The sequence below is a fragment of the Arthrobacter sp. NPDC058127 genome (assembly GCF_042884555.1).
GTDB lineage: Bacteria > Actinomycetota > Actinomycetes > Actinomycetales > Micrococcaceae > Arthrobacter.
Genome location: NZ_JBHVTT010000003.1, coordinates 224313 through 239148, shown reverse-complemented (window position 1 = coordinate 239148; position 14836 = coordinate 224313). Strand labels below are relative to the sequence as shown.

Sequence of the window (14836 nt, the reverse complement as noted above, 5' to 3'; positions counted from 1 at the left end):
CTGCGCCGACCACCGGAGTGTTTGAGTGTCCGCAGTCATCGCGGCACCGCGAAACCGTTGGCGGAGTGCCCGGCGAAATCAGGTTTCATGGCCGATAACCCGGTGTCCAATGCCAGCACGGCGGCGTGATCGGACGCGGTGGCGCTTGCCTTCCCGTATTTCACGCCATCGAAAATCCGCGCCGCTTCCTCAAGCCGCGAACTGGCTGCCCCGAACGCGCGCCCCAATTGGGCAGCCGCCTCGTCCGCTGTCCGGCCAACCTGGATATCGATGACTGCCCGGTCCTCCGCAGAGCGAACCACCGCGCGGAACTGTTCGACGACGGCCGTTTGCCAGTCCTCGCGGCTTGCCGCAGCAGATGCCCGGGCGCGGAAGGCATCGGCATCAACTGTTGCCTCGCCGTCGAAAACCTCTGCTGATGTCTTCTTCCTCGCGTTGAGCCTCGGCCTGACCACAATCACGGCAACCACAATGAGGACTACGGCCAAGGCGGCGATCAACGGCATGCCGATATCTGGCCCGCTGATGGAACCGCCGTTCAGGGAACGGAGCCAGTCGATGAACTGGTTCCACATCTGATCGATCCAACTGGGTTTGGCCGATGCGTACTGCGGTTTGGACAGTTCCTCAACCGCCCACCGTTGGGCTTCTCCGCGGTCCGGATCAACGGGAGGCTCGGAGGCGGCGAAAGGAAGCGCGAAGGGCGCGGATGCCGCAATCATCCTGTGGGGAAACCCTGAGCGGGGTTTGGCGGCCATGGACGCGGACTGGCTTGAGGTGCCCGGCGCCGGCCCGGAACGCCGTCGGGATCTTCTCCGGTCTCCAGAAGCCGCAGGAGCTCCACGTCCAGGCCGTCGCGCCGCATCCTCAGGTCCATGTAGATCAAGGCTGCCACGGAGGTCTGGAAAGCGAAGCCGACTGCACTTATGAGGACCGCTACGACCTGCGAAACCACAAGCAGGACAATCGCCGTGGTGGTCACCTGCGAGGCGCCGGCATGGGGTGCGAACACAGAGGTTACTCCGCCGGACGCCAAGCTCAGGGGAATCTGGATGACCGACCCGATGATGCCCACCATGAAGGCCACCAGCAGGGTGATTCCGAAGATCCGCCACCAGCTCCGGGTGGTCAGCGCCCACGAGCGCCGGAGACCGGCGAAGACGCCGAGTTCTTCTACAGTGATCGCGGCGGGGGCCACCATCAGCTTGGTGTAGATCCAGACATAAACGACGATCGCACCGAATCCCAACGGGAGAAGCAAAAGCGCCCCGGCCGGTCCCAAGCCGGTCAGGATGAGGGCGGCCAGCACGAACAGGACCACGAAGAACACCAACGATCCGGCAAGCAAGAGGAAGGCGAGGCCTACCAGGGGCCAGATACGGGAGCGGGCCAGGGACCACATTTGCTTGAAACCGGTGGGCCGGTTCAGCGCCGACCGGGCGACGGGGATGGCCATGACGCCCTGAAGGATGGCGGCGAGCACCATGGCGAGCAAGGAAATTCCCAGAATCCCGGCAGTGGCGCTCATGATCGGGCCAAGATAGCGCATCGCGTCGTCTTGGCTCGTGAATCCTCCTACGGGAGGTCGGACCATCCCGAGCATGCCCAGCGCGGCCACCGTGCTCAATGCACCGGTGACCGCCTGGACAATAAGGGCGGAGCCGAACATGGTTTTGGCGTTCCGGCGGATGGTCTGGAAGGCGCCGTCCATGATCTCGCCGAAGAAGAGCGGCCGGAGGGGCACGATTCCGGGTTTCGGGGGAGCCACATAGCGGGGCTGGCCATAGGGCGGCGGACCGCCGCCCGGCCAACGCGGATCGATCGGCGCGCCCCACGCTTGCCCCGGATACTGTGGCGCGCCCCATTGCGGCCGGGAGCCCCACTGTGGCTGGGCGCCGGGCTGTGGCTGGGCGCCCCACGGTGGCTGGGCGCCTGGCTGCGGCGCGCCCCACTGTGGCTGGGCGCCCCACGGTGGCTGCGGTCCCTGTTCGGGCCGGTTCCCCGGATCTGGCTGTGACACTTTTTCCTCCCCAAAAGATGCGTCCGCAGCAATGCACGGGACCCCGAAAGGGGCCGTTCGCCCAGCCTATAGTTCCGCCGTCGCGCCTCATAGCCCAATCGCCTGCTGGCTGCAGCGCGCCATGCCGTGATCTGGCTCAACGGGACAAAGGCCTGGTGATAAGGGAATATATAACTATGAAGGCACGCATCCTGGTAGTAGACGACGACGAAGCGCTGGCCGAAATGATCGGCATCGTGCTGCGGAACGACGGCTTCGACCCGGTTTTTTGCGCGGACGGCGGGCAAGCACTGGAGGTCTTCCGTTCCTCAAAGCCAGATCTGGTACTGCTTGACCTCATGCTGCCCGGATCGGATGGCATCGAAGTGTGCCGCCAGATCCGCGGGGAGTCGGACGTTCCCATCGTCATGCTTACCGCCAAATCGGACACCTCCGACGTCGTCCGCGGCCTTGAATCCGGTGCCGATGACTACGTGCCCAAGCCTTTCAAGCCGGCCGAACTCGTGGCCCGGGTCCGCGCCCGGCTGCGTCCCGGAGACCAGAAGGCGCCCGAGACCCTGCGGATTGCCGACGTCACCATCGACGTCGCGGGCCACTTGGTGACACGCGGCGGAGAGCGGATTTCGCTGACGCCGCTGGAATTCGATCTCTTGGTCGCGCTGGCGCGCAAGCCCTGGCAGGTCTTCACCCGTGAACTGCTCCTAGAGCAGGTATGGGGCTATCGCCACGCTGCCGACACCCGGCTGGTCAATGTCCATGTCCAGCGCCTCCGGTCCAAGATTGAGCGTGACCCGGAAGCTCCCGAAGTTGTATTGACGGTTCGTGGTGTCGGATATAAAGCAGGCGCCTGAGTCTTCCACCGGCGAGCCCGGCACTGACCAAGAGGCCCCGGCGGCCAAGGTCAAACATCCCGCTTCAGGACATCCTGTCCCGGAACACACGGATGCCCGGGCACTGAACCTCCCGTGGATCCTGGAGCGCACCCGCATTTGGACACGCCGCGCCCTGATTCTGGCACTGCGTGTCTCCCGCCTTGTAGTGACCGGACTTCGCCACATCCGGCCGGGAATCCGGTATTTGTGGCGCGCGCTGCTGCGCCGTTGGCGCCGCTCGCTCGAATTCAGGACCGTCGCGGTGACGATCGTACTGTCGATGGTGTCATTTGCGGTGGTCGGTGCGTACCTCTCGAACCAAATAGCGAACAACCTGTTCCAGGAGCGTTTGAAGCAGGCCGAATCCGAGAGCCGTTACTACGTCAAGCAAGTCCAGGACACCTTCGACGGCTCACAGGCCAACGACCAATCAAGCGTCATCACCCTCGTCTACGACACCCTCAAGGCAGTGGAGGGCAACGGCTCGGTCATCCAGCGGCGATACGTGTTCGAAGCGATGCCCGAACAAACCAAGCCGCGCAACCGGTGGGTGGAATCGCGGGCCTCGGATCAATTGACTGTCCGCGTCATTCCTCCGGCACTTCGCAAGTCGGTGCAGGAATCGGGCAAGGACCAGTACTGGGCTTCCACTGAGTTCCCTGTCGGCAACCAGGACCACCCCGGCATCGCCGTCGGCAACAAGGTCACGTTCAACGGCACGGTCTACGAGCTCTATCTCCTCTATGACCTGGATACCGCCCAACAAACCCTTGACGAAATCCAGAACGTGCTGTGGGCGGGCGGCGCCGCACTCATCCTGATGATCGGCGGGATTGCCTGGTACGTGACCAGGAACGTCGTGAGTCCCGTAAGCCACGCCGCGGTCGTCTCCGAGAAGCTGGCCGCGGGCCAGTTGCAGGAACGGATGGTGGTCAAGGGCGAAGACGAGGTGGCCAGGCTGGGCGCCTCCTTCAACCACATGGCCGCGAGCCTGCAGGAACAGATTACGCAGCTGGCCACGTTGTCCCAGATGCAGCAACGGTTCGTCTCCGATGTGTCCCATGAACTGCGGACACCGCTCACCACCGTCCGGATGGCGGCGGAAGTGCTGTTCGATGCCCGCGACGACTTCGACCCCATCAACAAGCGCTCCGCGGAACTGCTCTACAACCAGGTGGAGCGCTTCCAGTCCTTGCTCTCGGACCTGCTGGAGATTTCACGCTTCGACGCCGGAGCCGCGGTGTTGGACTCCGAGCCGACGGACATCTTCCAGGTCGTCTCGCATGTCATCGACGGCGCCTCGCCTGTTGCCGCGGAGTACGGCTCCGAAGTGCGCCTTACCTCGCGCCACAAGCGGATCATCGTGGAGATGGACGCCCGCCGGATCGACCGCATCCTGCGGAACCTGCTGCTCAACGCCGTCGAACACGGCGAGGGGAAGCCCGTCCACGTTTCCGTTGCGGCCAATCACGACGCTGTCGCCATCTCCGTGCGTGACTTCGGCATAGGGATGAGCCCGGCAGAAGCCGCGCGGGTCTTCGATCGTTTCTGGCGCGCCGATCCCGCGCGTGCCCGGACCACGGGTGGCAGCGGACTGGGACTTTCCATTGCTGCGGAGGACACCAAGCTCCACAACGGTTGGCTGCAGGCTTGGGGGCGCAAGGGATCCGGTTCGAACTTCCGGCTGACGCTGCCCCTCAAGAAGGGAGGCACCATCGTGAAATCACCGTTGCAGCTTGAACCCGCTGACATCCATTTGCCGGGCGCCGCCCCTGAGCGCCAGATGCTCGTTCTGGATGCGGGCGACCCGCCCCAGGAGCGCGCTTCCGCCGCGGATCCGAAGCCGGAGGACGCTCCGTCACTGCAGCCTGTACTGCCCGCCGTACTGCCTTCAGCCGGAAACGACGACGCCGACAAACCCCAAGGGGGGACGGCACCTTGAGTTCCCAACGCCCTTACCTTTCCCGGCGCCCGTACGTGTTAAGGGCCGTGATTGCCGTTCTTGCTGTCCTCATGGTGGTCCTTAGTTCCTGCGCCCAGATCCCGAGGTCCGGTCCGGTGGGGAAGAGCAAGGACGAGAGCGCGGGCAACCCGAACGCTCCCGTCTTCTTCCCTCCGCCGCCACACCCCGGAGCCACTCCCGAGTCCATCATCGAAGACTTCTATGGTGCAGGCAGCGGTTACGAAGGCGACTACGCGGTGGCCCGGCAATACCTCACGCAGGCGCTGTCCGTGAGCTGGAAGTCGGACAAGCGCACGCTCGTTTTCCGCAAGGCGACAGTCGTCAAGACCGGTGTGGAAAACGAGTTCAAGTACCAGTTGGACCTCGCCTACTCGGTTGACGCCGACGGCGTCGCGACGCAGTTCCCGGAAGGAACAACCGAAACAATTCCGGTGACCCTGGAACAGGTCGACGGCGAATGGCGGATCTCAGCCGTCCCGGACGGCACCGCGATCCCGGAAGAGACGTTCAAAGTCATCTACGCGGCCCAGCCCATCTATTTCTACGACCCTACGTTTATGTATGCGGTTCCGGACGTCCGGTGGTTCATCAAGAAGAACACTGTCAAGGCGATGACCAGCGCCTTGCTTGACGGTCCTGCGCCCTACCTCCAGGGCGCGGTGGTCAGTGCTTTTCCTTCCGGCATGAAACTGGCCCGGGAGTCCGTGCCGGTTGTGTCGGGCGCAGCCCAGGTGGACCTTTCCGCGAAGGAACTCGTGGATGCCTCTGCCGAGGACCGGCAGCGCATGCAAAACCAACTAACCTTGACCTTCCGTAGCCAGCCGGACGTGGTGAACGTTCAGTTGCGGGCTGACCAGGACCTTGTCCGGGTGGAGGACAACGGTTCGGTCCTGCCGCCAGTGCTTGAGAAGAATGCTCCTGCGCGCCAAATCGCCATCAGCAACGACGAACTCGTGCGCTACGAGAACAACAGGGTCTCGGCCCTCCCGGACATGCAGCCGGTGGCCGGGCTGAATCCGAGCGCTCCCGCAGAGTCCCCGACATCCCAGGCCGTGGCCTTCCTCAACGGTGCCGGAACCGTCCTGTATTCGATGATTCCGGGCCAACCCGCCCGTCAACTGACAACCAGGAGCACCCTGAGCCATCCCTCCTTCAGCCCGCAGGACTGGGTCTGGACGGCAGGCCCGGGAGCCAACGGTGCCACCGAGGTGGTGGCGTTCAAACCGTCCAACGTTCCCCAGGGCCAGCCCGTCCCCACGGTGACGATGGCGCCGCCATGGCTGGCAGGGCGCGTGGTGAGGGACTTCCGGATATCCCGCGAAGGGACGCGCGCATTGGTCATCTCCGAGATGAACGGCAAGTCATCGGTGCAGGTGACCGGTATTGTCCGCAATCCTGACGGGACCCCCAAGGATCTGACTTCACCCCTCACCTTGTTCGCCTCCGCTCCGGTTGATCAAGGGGTTTGGGTCAATTCCACGACGGTCGCGGTGATGAAAGCCTCGTCAACCGAGAACGTGGTTCCCGAACTGTTGTCCTTGACGTCGAGCCAGCCGCAGCTGCTTCCGGCATGGCCGAACCTGACGACTATCAGCGCAGGCAACGGACCGGAGCAGATCTTCGGACAGTCAGGGGCAGGCGTGTTCCAACGAGTGGGCAACGGCTGGGAACTGCAACTCAAGGGCCCCGTAGATCCTTCCTTCCCGGGCTAGGCGTTCACCGCGAAACGCGGTTTTCCACATAGCGCGCCTCGGGAGTGTTGGCCGTCGGCGAGGAGCCGGATGCTTGGGGCATGGGTACTGACAGCCGTTGCCGAGCGCGCGACCCTGACCTTGCCGTCGTCCTTGGTGGCGCCGCGCGCCATAGGGGACTCCATCCTGCCCGATGGACGAGGCTCGCCCAGGGCGTTGGTGAGGCCTTCGTCGAGTTGCTGGCGGTTCTGGCTCCCGTGGAATGCGTTTGCTGTGGTTCCGAGGATTCGGCGCTCTGCCGCTCCTGTGCGCGGCAGTTGCGCCTTCTGTGCTCCCGTCCATTCCGCGCTGAAGGGCAGGCACCGGCCTTGCTTAGGGTGGATGGGTCCGTGATTCTGCCTGTTGTCGCAGGCGGGCACTATCGGGATGAACTGGCCCAAGCACTCCTTTCTTTCAAGCATCTAGGCCAGGGACGGCTGGCCTCGGTGCTCGCGCCTGCGCTCGGCAAGGCCATCCGGTCTGCCGTTGGAGACAAGGTGGATGTCTGTCTTGTACCGGTTCCCAGTAGCAATGCGGCCTTTCGGCGTCGCGGCTTCAGTCCGGTCCATCTCTTGCTCGGCCGCCTGCGGCGCCTGGACGCTTTGCCGGGTCTGCAAATCATGGATGCGTTGAAGAAGGCGCCTGGACCGGGAAACGGGCAAAAGGGCTTGGGCCGCGGAGAGCGTGCGCGCCGTGTCCGCGGCTCCATGACCCTTCGGTTGTTCCGCAGAGCTTCCTTGGAGGGCAGGATATGCGTGATCGTCGACGACGTCCTCACTACCGGTGCCACCCTCGCCGAAGCCGCCCGGGCGGTGTCGGCGGCGGGAGGCGTGGTGCGTGGCGCCGTGGTCCTGGCAGCCACCCGGCCGCCGTCCGGAAGCGACCTTCCTCCGGACTTGCAACACACCCGGCCCGTGCCGACTCAAACAAAAAATAAGTGACGAAAGGATGAATTACCCGTGGCGATGAACTAACGTCGGTTATGGGTACCAAGAACAGATGTACCTGTCGATAGCGGCTCGGAAAGGGGCTCGACTGTCCGTCAGATCAGCCCCGAGAAGCGCCCTTATCGTGTCACCTGAGTTGTTTGGAGGGCACCATGGAGTTCATGATCAGCGGCCGTAATCTGACCGTTTCGGATCGCTTCCGCGAGTATGCCGGCGAGAAGATTTCAAAGATTGAATCGCTTGGGGACAAGGTCCAGAGGGTTGACGCGAAGGTTTCAAAGGAAACCAACCCGCGCCAGACACCGGGCCAGCTCACGGTGGAAGTGACAGTTCTGGGCCGGGGCCCTGTGATCCGGGCCGAAGCGAGCGCCGCTGACAAGTTTGCCGCCTTTGATCTCGCCTACAGCAAGCTGCTGGAAAGACTCCGCAGGGCCAAGGACCGCAAGAAGGTTCACCACGGCCGCCACACCCCCAAAGCCGTCCGTGAGGCTACTGCGACGCTTGAGCCTGCCAGCGCAAGCGAACCCATTTACGTAGAGGCCAGCAACCACCAGGAGCCAACGACGCCACCGGTGGAGACCTCGCCCTACGACGTCGACAACGACATTCCGGCCGGTGATTCCCCGGTCCTGATTCGTCGCAAGGTTTTCCCCGCCGCTTCGCTCACCCTTGATGACGCGGTGGACAACATGGAATTGGTGGGCCACAATTTCTACCTGTTCGTGGACAAGGAAACCAACACGCCGTCGGTTGTCTACCGTCGCCGTGGCTGGACATATGGAGTAATCACTCTGGATTCCACATGCGAGCCAGGAGACGAACCCGTGGAGGAAAAGATCCACGCTTACCGTTCGAATGACCAGGCCGCTACAGCCTAGGCCGCATTCGTTTTTCCCATGAAAGGACTGGCATGGCCGCTTCGCTGAGCCTGTTGCAGGCACGGCGGATTGCATTGGCAGCCCAAGGACTGGACAAGGAACGGCCCACCGGCCCCGTGACTTCACGGACGGTGGGCCGCACCTTTGCCCGCCTCCAGGTGGTGCAGATCGACTCCGTCAACGTCCTCTCGCGCAGTCACTACCTTCCTTTCTTCTCAAGGCTTGGCAACTACGACCGAAGCATCCTTCATGCGATGGCCGGGCGAAGTCCGCGGCGCATGATGGAGTACTGGGCGCACGAGGCGAGCTTCATCCGCCCGGAACACTTTCAAGATCTGCTGCTCTGGCAAAACCGCGCCTGGGTAGGCGCGTCCCACTTGGAACGCGGAATCCGGGAGGACATGGCCAACCGGATCCTCGAAACGCTCGCAACCGGACGCCCCATGACTGCCGCTCAATTGACCGCGCATCTGGGGCACCAGGAAGACCGGCAGCACGACAACTGGGGTTGGAACTGGAACCTGGTCAAGAGGGTTTTGGAACACTTGTTTGAAGAGGGACTCGTGACGGCTGCGTCGCGGACTGAGCAGTTCGAGCGGCGGTACACGCTGACATCGCGGGTTCTACCGCCAGGATTGCCTGCCGTCATCGCTCGCGCAGGAGCGCTCCCGGACGCTGGCTCCGACGTGTCGACGGCGGCCATGGACCGGCTGATCGACGCCGCAGCCCAGGCCCATGGCATCGGAACAATCCGCTGCTTCGCAGATTACTTCCGGACTCCGGTGAAGGCTGCAGCAGCATCGATCGACAGGCTCGTTGCCGCCGGGCGTCTGGAACCGGTCACGGTGCGTGGCTGGGACCGGGCTTTGTACCGGCATGTGGACGCCCGGCTTCCCCGGGCCGCGACGGGCCGCGCACTCCTCAGCCCGTTCGATTCGCTGGTCTTCGAGCGTAGAAGGCTCGAGGAGTTGTTCGGTTTTCACTACCGGATCGAAATCTATACGCCGGCGGAGAAGCGCAAGTTCGGCTACTACGTACTGCCTTTCCTCCTCCGTGACGCCGTGGTCGCGCGCGTAGACCTCAAGGCGGACCGCGCAGCCAAGCAACTTCTGGTGCGTGCCGCCCACGCCGAGCCGGACGCCCCGGCGGACACCGCCGTCGAGCTTTCCGCGGAGCTGCGGCTTATGGCCGGGTGGCTGGGGCTCGACGACGTCGTCGTGTCACCGACGGGGGATCTCTCGTCGACGCTTGCCTCGGCAATGGCCCGCGGCTGAGACCCGGAGGGCTCCGACAGCGGCCTATGGGCGCGCTGCGCTCCGCTCTCAGGGAAACGGGGCCGCGCGGCGTTGGTCTCTCCCGTAGACTGAAACCGCCAGAATTCGGCAGCTTGAGACTGGGAGCAACTTTACGTGGCATCACTTATCGAAAAACTTCTCCGCACGGGTGACAAAAAAACCCTGAGGCAACTGCGGACCTATGCCGATTCCATCAACGCCCTCGAAGACTCCTTCAAGACCTTCTCCGACGCCGAATTGCGCGAGGAGACGGACAGGCTGCGCGCCCGTCATGAGGACGGCGAGAAGCTGGACGATCTCTTGCCGGAGGCTTTCGCGGCTGTGCGGGAAGCTTCCTCCCGCACCCTGGGAATGCGCCACTTCGATGTCCAGCTCATGGGCGGGGCCGCTCTCCACCTCGGCAATATCGCCGAGATGAAGACCGGTGAAGGAAAGACCCTCGTGGCCACTGCTCCGGCCTTCCTCAATGCGCTCACCGGCAAGGGCGTGCACGTCGTGACAGTCAACGACTACCTCGCCGAATACCAGTCCGAGCTCATGGGCCGTGTCTACCGATTCCTTGGCCTCAGCAGCGGGTGCATCCTGTCCAACCAGGATCCCGAAGTGCGCCGCCAAATGTACGCGGCAGACATCACTTACGGCACCAACAACGAATTCGGCTTCGACTACTTGCGCGACAACATGGCGTGGGACAAATCCGAGCTTGTGCAGCGCGGCCACCACTTCGCGATTGTCGACGAAGTGGACTCCATCCTCATCGACGAGGCCCGTACCCCGCTCATTATCTCCGGTCCGGCCCAGGGTGACACCAACCGCTGGTACAGCGAATTCGCCAAGGTCGTGCAGCGTCTCCAGCCTGAAATCGACTACGAGGTCGATGAAAAGAAGCGCACCGTCGGTGTTCTCGAAGCCGGCATCGAGAAGGTCGAGGACTACCTCGGCATCCAGAACCTCTACGAATCCGCCAACACCCCGCTCATCGGCTTCTTGAACAATGCCATCAAAGCCAAAGAGCTCTTCAAACGGGACAAGGACTACGTCATCCTGGACGGCGAAGTCCTCATTGTTGACGAACACACTGGCCGTATCCTTGCCGGACGGCGTTATAACGAAGGCATGCACCAGGCGATCGAGGCCAAGGAAAACGTCGAGATCAAGGCCGAGAACCAGACTCTCGCCACCGTGACCCTGCAGAACTACTTCCGCATGTACTCCAAGCTCTCGGGCATGACCGGCACGGCTGAAACCGAAGCCGCTGAGTTCATGAGCACGTACAAGCTTGGCGTGGTGCCCATTCCCACCAACCGGGACATGCAGCGCATCGACCAGTCGGACCTCGTGTACAAGAACGAAATCGTGAAGTTCGAAGCCGTCGTGAAGGACATCGCGGAACGGCACGAAAAAGGCCAACCCGTGCTCGTCGGTACCACCAGCGTGGAGAAGAGCGAATACCTTGCCAAGCTGTTGGCCAAGGAAGGCATCCGGCACGAGGTCCTGAATGCGAAGAACCACGCGCGCGAGGCGGCCATTGTCGCCCAGGCCGGACGCAAGGGTGCTGTCACGGTCGCTACCAACATGGCCGGCCGTGGTACTGACATCATGCTGGGCGGAAACGCCGAGTTCACGGCCATCGCCGAGTTGGCAAAGCGGGGCCTGGATCCTGAAGAAAACTCCGAGGAGTACGAGGCCGAGTGGCCGGAAGCCCTCGAAGCAGCCAAGCAGGCAGTCAAGGACGAGCATGAGGAAGTGCTTGAACTGGGCGGGCTGTATGTACTGGGCACGGAACGCCACGAATCCCGTCGAATCGACAATCAGCTCCGTGGCCGCTCCGGGCGCCAGGGTGACCCGGGCGAGTCCCGCTTCTACCTCTCGCTGACCGATGACCTCATGAGGCTCTTCAACTCCGGTGCCGCCGAGCGCCTCATGAACAGCTCCGTGCCGGACGACGTTGCCCTCGAATCCAAGCTCGTGTCCCGTGCGATCGCTTCGGCCCAGGGCCAGGTTGAAGGGCGGAATGCCGAGCAGCGCAAGAATGTCCTTAAGTACGACGACGTCCTGAACCGCCAGCGTGAAGCCATCTATGGCGACCGTCGCAGGATCCTGGAAGGCGACGACCTGCACGAGAAGGTCCAGTTCTTCCTGGAAGACACCATCAACGCCCTGATCGATGCCGCGACGGCGGAGGGAACCGGAGATGACTGGGACTTCCACCAACTGTGGACCAACCTCAAGACGCTGTACCCGGTAACTGTGTCGTCCCAGGACATCATTGACGAAGCCGGTGGCAAGGCCCGCGTGTCCGTTGAATTCCTCAAGAACGAGATCCTTTCGGACGCGCAGCTCGTTTACAAGGAGCGGGAAGAAGTCATTGGCGCCGAGAACATGCGCGAGCTTGAGCGCCGGGTTGTCCTCTCGGTCCTTGGCCGCAAATGGCAGGAACACCTCTATGAGATGGACTACCTCAAAGAGGGCATTGGCCTGCGCGCCATGGCCCAAAGGGATCCCCTGGTCGAGTACCAGCGCGAAGGATTCACGATGTTCCAGAGCATGATGGAGGCCATCCGCGAGGAGAGCGTTGGCTTCCTCTACAACCTGGAAGTGGAAGTAACGCCCGCCGAAGACGTGGTGGTAGTGGACGGCAGCCCGGAAGGCGGTCACGTGGAACACCACGATCCGCAGATTCGCGCGGCCGGCCTCGAAGCCCCGGAGAAGCCTGTTCAGCTCCAGTACACGGCACCCGGTGAAGACGGTGCGAGCCAGACCCGTGTTGAGGGGCGGGCCTCGGGACGCTCAGGCAACCCCGCCAAGGCCGCCGCCGATGACAAGCAGCGCGGATCCAACAAGAAGAAGCGCCGCTGACACCGTGGTTGCCTGACGCATATAGCTGAGGGACGCTCGCAACTGCCATACGTATCCAACAAGCGGATGCTTGCCGTGAAAACGGAGAAGGACCAGAACACCCCGTTCTGGTCCTTCTCCGTTGTGCTGCCATTTCAGATGAACCCGCCGTCAGCCGATTTCCAGGGCGGTGACCCTCCACGTGCCATTGCTCCCTTCAAGCCTCATGGCTACGGCGCGGGATCGGAGTTCTTCCGAGACAACCAAGCTGGCCTCGTACACTCCGTCCTTCACCGCGCAGACATGCACGGAGCGGACCATCGGACTTCGGTGAAGTCTGGACTGCCCGCCCTGGGTGCTGGCAGCGTGGGCTCGCGTCAGTGCGGCCCGGTGTTGCAGTGCGCTGAGGCATCCGGGATCCAACGTGCGTGAGAGTTGTTGCACCGGCCGGGTCCCGGCAAGGACCTCCATCGCGGCTTGCGCGATACTGCGGGCCAGCGCGCGGATTTCACCGTCGAGGCTAAGGAGCCGAGCCGCTTTGCTGGCAGAGGAAGGCCCCTTGTCGGACGGACCTCCCGCCCGGGCTTTGGCCCGCGGCGAAACCACGATTGAACGCGAGGCAATGGGTGGAGGAGGCGTCCGGACTGCATTGGGCACAGTGCGGATGGCTGGTGATGCACTCATGGACTTCCTCGGCTACGAGTCGATGGCGGATGGCGGATGGCGGATGGCGGATGGTGGTGGTTCGGGGCTCGTGGGGTCCGGCTGCTGGGCTACCTGGGCGGTGGTTGCAGGATCTGACCTGGGACAAGGAGACCCGGGTCGTCTCCGATGACATGTCGGTTTGCGGCATACCACTTCGGCCAGCGAAGGGCAATGTCGACGTCACTGGCCATCGGGCCCAGCTGCCGGGCGGCAATTGACCACAGTGAATCTCCCCGCCTCACCACCACTTCGCCTTGATTTGGCGAGGCAGACTGTTCCGCGGCCCGCTGTGGCCTGGTTCCCAGAAGCCTTGGCTCGGCAGCAGGCGCGCGCGGTTGCCAATAGGGGTCGATCTCCGATGAGCCGGACTCAAGCGAGGGCACGACTGGGCGATTCGGAGAAGGATTGGAGCCGGGTGTCCATTGGGCCGAGATTCCGCTGGACGGTGTTGAGCCGTTTGCCGGGCCCCACGCTCGTTCAAGCTGTGCCGATGACGCATTCGCCAGGGGAATTCCCGCGAGATTCAGGCCCAGAATTGCAACAGCAAGCCTGCGCATGAAGGCTGGGCTGAGTTTGGCGGTGGCGCTCGCGCAGCGGTCCTTGCCGGCTTGCTGGAGGAGCGCGGCGGCTATTGCCAGAAGGAACGTGCCGATCCACCAGACCCCGATCCCCAGACCGGCGGCAGTTGCGACAAGTCCCAGGAGGTCTTCGAACGTGGGTGCCTGGAGTCGGCGTGCCGCGGAGTGCCATCGGTCAATCAAGATCAATCCGGTGGCGGCGAGCAAAAGAGCGAGCGCCAGGATGGTCATCGCCATTGCGACGTCGTGCCGAACGGGTCTGCTGGCCTGTTCCATGGGTTCCCCCTACCCAGTTGATGCTGTTTGATGCAGTTTGATGATGTTTGACTTATTTTGGTCTCAAAATGATGGATTTGTCTAGGAGTTGGTTGTCGATGAAGAAAGATTGACCATCGAGGGGTGCCCGCTTACGCTGACGCAATGCGTTGGGATGCTCTGTTTGAAGACATGGAGGCACAACTGACCTCTGAACGATTGCTGGGACTTGAATCCGAAATTTCAGAGCGGGCACGGGTGGAGATGGCCGGAATCGAGGTCTCAGACAGGCTGCGTGGAGCAATCGGCCAGAAGATTGATGTGAAGCTCCGGTCCGGGACGCAGGTGTCCGGGACGCTTAGTCATGTCGGAAGCGAATCGTTGGTCCTTGACGATGGTCGCCACCAGTGGTTGGTGCCTGTAACGGCCGCATTGGCGTATCAGGGCCTGGGCCGGCAGGTTCGGGCAGGCCGATCTAAGGCGTCACAGCGGCTTGGCTTGGCCAGCGCATTGCGAATGCTGGCCCGCGACAGGGCGGAACTGGTGGTTCATCTGCTTGAGTTGGCGCGTGATGAGCAGACGATGCGGGGCGTCATTGATCGCGTGGGCAAGGACCACTTTGATCTCGCCGTCATGCTGCCGGGCGAAGTCCGCCGGTCCGGCAACGTCGTGTCTGTGGCGACAGTTCCATTCCAGTCGCTTGCCGCGCTGCGTTCATTGCGGGGCCAGGACTTCTAGCCCGGCCAGCCTCCCCG

General features: G+C 63.0%; 13 protein-coding genes. 8 read left to right on the top strand and 5 right to left on the bottom strand.

Translation table 11 applies throughout. The annotated features are described in order from the left end of the window. Window positions 1–35: 35 nt before the first annotated feature. Together ACFVTG_RS07245 and ACFVTG_RS07240 are read right to left on the bottom strand one after the other, a co-directional pair. Complete coding sequence (locus ACFVTG_RS07245; RefSeq protein ID WP_390279219.1) at window positions 36–722, bottom strand: DUF4129 domain-containing protein; 687 nt, start codon at window positions 720–722, stop codon at window positions 36–38. Then, window positions 719–2020 (bottom strand): hypothetical protein, encoded by a 1302-nt coding sequence (locus tag ACFVTG_RS07240; RefSeq protein WP_390279217.1) that lies wholly within the window; start codon window positions 2018–2020, stop codon window positions 719–721. The genes ACFVTG_RS07245 and ACFVTG_RS07240 overlap by 4 nt, the downstream gene beginning before the upstream one ends. 176 nt (window positions 2021–2196) lie before the next feature. On the opposite strand from ACFVTG_RS07240, the gene mtrA reads away from it, so the two are divergent. Genes mtrA through ACFVTG_RS07225 form a run of 3 tightly spaced genes read left to right on the top strand, consistent with a single transcriptional unit; the run spans window position 2197 to window position 6567 of the window. Continuing rightward, window positions 2197–2871 carry an MtrAB system response regulator MtrA gene (gene mtrA / locus ACFVTG_RS07235; RefSeq protein ID WP_059387541.1) on the top strand — a complete coding sequence of 225 codons (675 nt, stop codon included), beginning with the start codon at window positions 2197–2199 and terminating at the stop codon, window positions 2869–2871. Next, on the top strand, window positions 2843–4834 hold the full coding sequence (gene mtrB / locus ACFVTG_RS07230; RefSeq protein WP_390279215.1) for an MtrAB system histidine kinase MtrB: 1992 nt from the start codon (window positions 2843–2845) through the stop codon (window positions 4832–4834). The genes mtrA and mtrB overlap by 29 nt, the downstream gene beginning before the upstream one ends. Further along, window positions 4831–6567, top strand: a complete 1737-nt coding sequence (locus tag ACFVTG_RS07225) for an LpqB family beta-propeller domain-containing protein (protein ID WP_390279213.1) — start codon at window positions 4831–4833, stop codon at window positions 6565–6567. Before mtrB ends, ACFVTG_RS07225 begins: the two co-directional genes overlap by 4 nt. On the opposite strand, the gene ACFVTG_RS07220 is transcribed toward ACFVTG_RS07225, so the two are convergent. Then, window positions 6564–6719 (bottom strand): hypothetical protein, encoded by a 156-nt coding sequence (locus tag ACFVTG_RS07220; protein WP_390279211.1) that lies wholly within the window; start codon window positions 6717–6719, stop codon window positions 6564–6566. The genes ACFVTG_RS07225 and ACFVTG_RS07220 overlap by 4 nt on opposite strands. A gap of 216 nt (window positions 6720–6935) precedes the next feature. Here ACFVTG_RS07220 and ACFVTG_RS07215 point away from each other — a divergent pair, with 216 nt between their 5' ends. From ACFVTG_RS07215 to secA, 4 genes are all read left to right on the top strand, one after another. Continuing rightward, a complete protein-coding gene (locus tag ACFVTG_RS07215) occupies window positions 6936–7526 on the top strand; it encodes a ComF family protein (RefSeq protein WP_390279209.1) in 591 nt (196 codons plus the stop codon). Window positions 7527–7684: 158 nt separating this feature from the next. Continuing rightward, on the top strand, window positions 7685–8410 hold the full coding sequence (hpf, locus tag ACFVTG_RS07210) for a ribosome hibernation-promoting factor, HPF/YfiA family (protein WP_234748144.1): 726 nt from the start codon (window positions 7685–7687) through the stop codon (window positions 8408–8410). A 32-nt stretch (window positions 8411–8442) separates the two neighbouring features. Further along, a complete protein-coding gene (locus ACFVTG_RS07205) occupies window positions 8443–9684 on the top strand; it encodes a winged helix-turn-helix domain-containing protein (RefSeq protein WP_284751317.1) in 1242 nt (413 codons plus the stop codon). Between the two features lie 135 nt (window positions 9685–9819). Then, window positions 9820–12564, top strand: a complete 2745-nt coding sequence (secA, locus tag ACFVTG_RS07200) for a preprotein translocase subunit SecA (RefSeq protein ID WP_284751316.1) — start codon at window positions 9820–9822, stop codon at window positions 12562–12564. 150 nt (window positions 12565–12714) lie between these two features. Here the strand turns inward: secA and ACFVTG_RS07195 are convergent, their stop codons facing one another. Both ACFVTG_RS07195 and ACFVTG_RS07190 read right to left on the bottom strand, forming a co-directional pair. Further along, the gene (locus ACFVTG_RS07195; protein WP_390279206.1) at window positions 12715–13227 is read right to left on the bottom strand and encodes an Rv3235 family protein; all 513 of its coding nucleotides are present in this window, start codon (window positions 13225–13227) and stop codon (window positions 12715–12717) included. Between the two features lie 89 nt (window positions 13228–13316). Beyond that, on the bottom strand, window positions 13317–14102 hold the full coding sequence (locus ACFVTG_RS07190) for a LysM peptidoglycan-binding domain-containing protein (RefSeq protein ID WP_284751314.1): 786 nt from the start codon (window positions 14100–14102) through the stop codon (window positions 13317–13319). Window positions 14103–14246: 144 nt separating this feature from the next. On the opposite strand from ACFVTG_RS07190, the gene ACFVTG_RS07185 reads away from it, so the two are divergent. Continuing rightward, window positions 14247–14819, top strand: coding sequence for a hypothetical protein (locus ACFVTG_RS07185; protein ID WP_390279204.1), 573 nt, complete (start codon window positions 14247–14249; stop codon window positions 14817–14819). Window positions 14820–14836 lie beyond the last annotated feature (17 nt).

Coding starts and splice junctions, on each gene's coding strand:
- ACFVTG_RS07245 (WP_390279219.1), bottom strand. CDS start 722: ATGATTGCGGCATCCGCGCCCTTCGCGCTTCCTTTCGCCGCCTCCGAG.
- mtrA (WP_059387541.1), top strand. CDS start 2,197: ATGAAGGCACGCATCCTGGTAGTAGACGACGACGAAGCGCTGGCCGAA.
- ACFVTG_RS07220 (WP_390279211.1), bottom strand. CDS start 6,719: ATGGCGCGCGGCGCCACCAAGGACGACGGCAAGGTCAGGGTCGCGCGC.
- hpf (WP_234748144.1), top strand. CDS start 7,685: ATGGAGTTCATGATCAGCGGCCGTAATCTGACCGTTTCGGATCGCTTC.
- ACFVTG_RS07205 (WP_284751317.1), top strand. CDS start 8,443: ATGGCCGCTTCGCTGAGCCTGTTGCAGGCACGGCGGATTGCATTGGCA.
- ACFVTG_RS07195 (WP_390279206.1), bottom strand. CDS start 13,227: ATGAGTGCATCACCAGCCATCCGCACTGTGCCCAATGCAGTCCGGACG.
- ACFVTG_RS07190 (WP_284751314.1), bottom strand. CDS start 14,102: ATGGAACAGGCCAGCAGACCCGTTCGGCACGACGTCGCAATGGCGATG.
- ACFVTG_RS07185 (WP_390279204.1), top strand. CDS start 14,247: ATGCGTTGGGATGCTCTGTTTGAAGACATGGAGGCACAACTGACCTCT.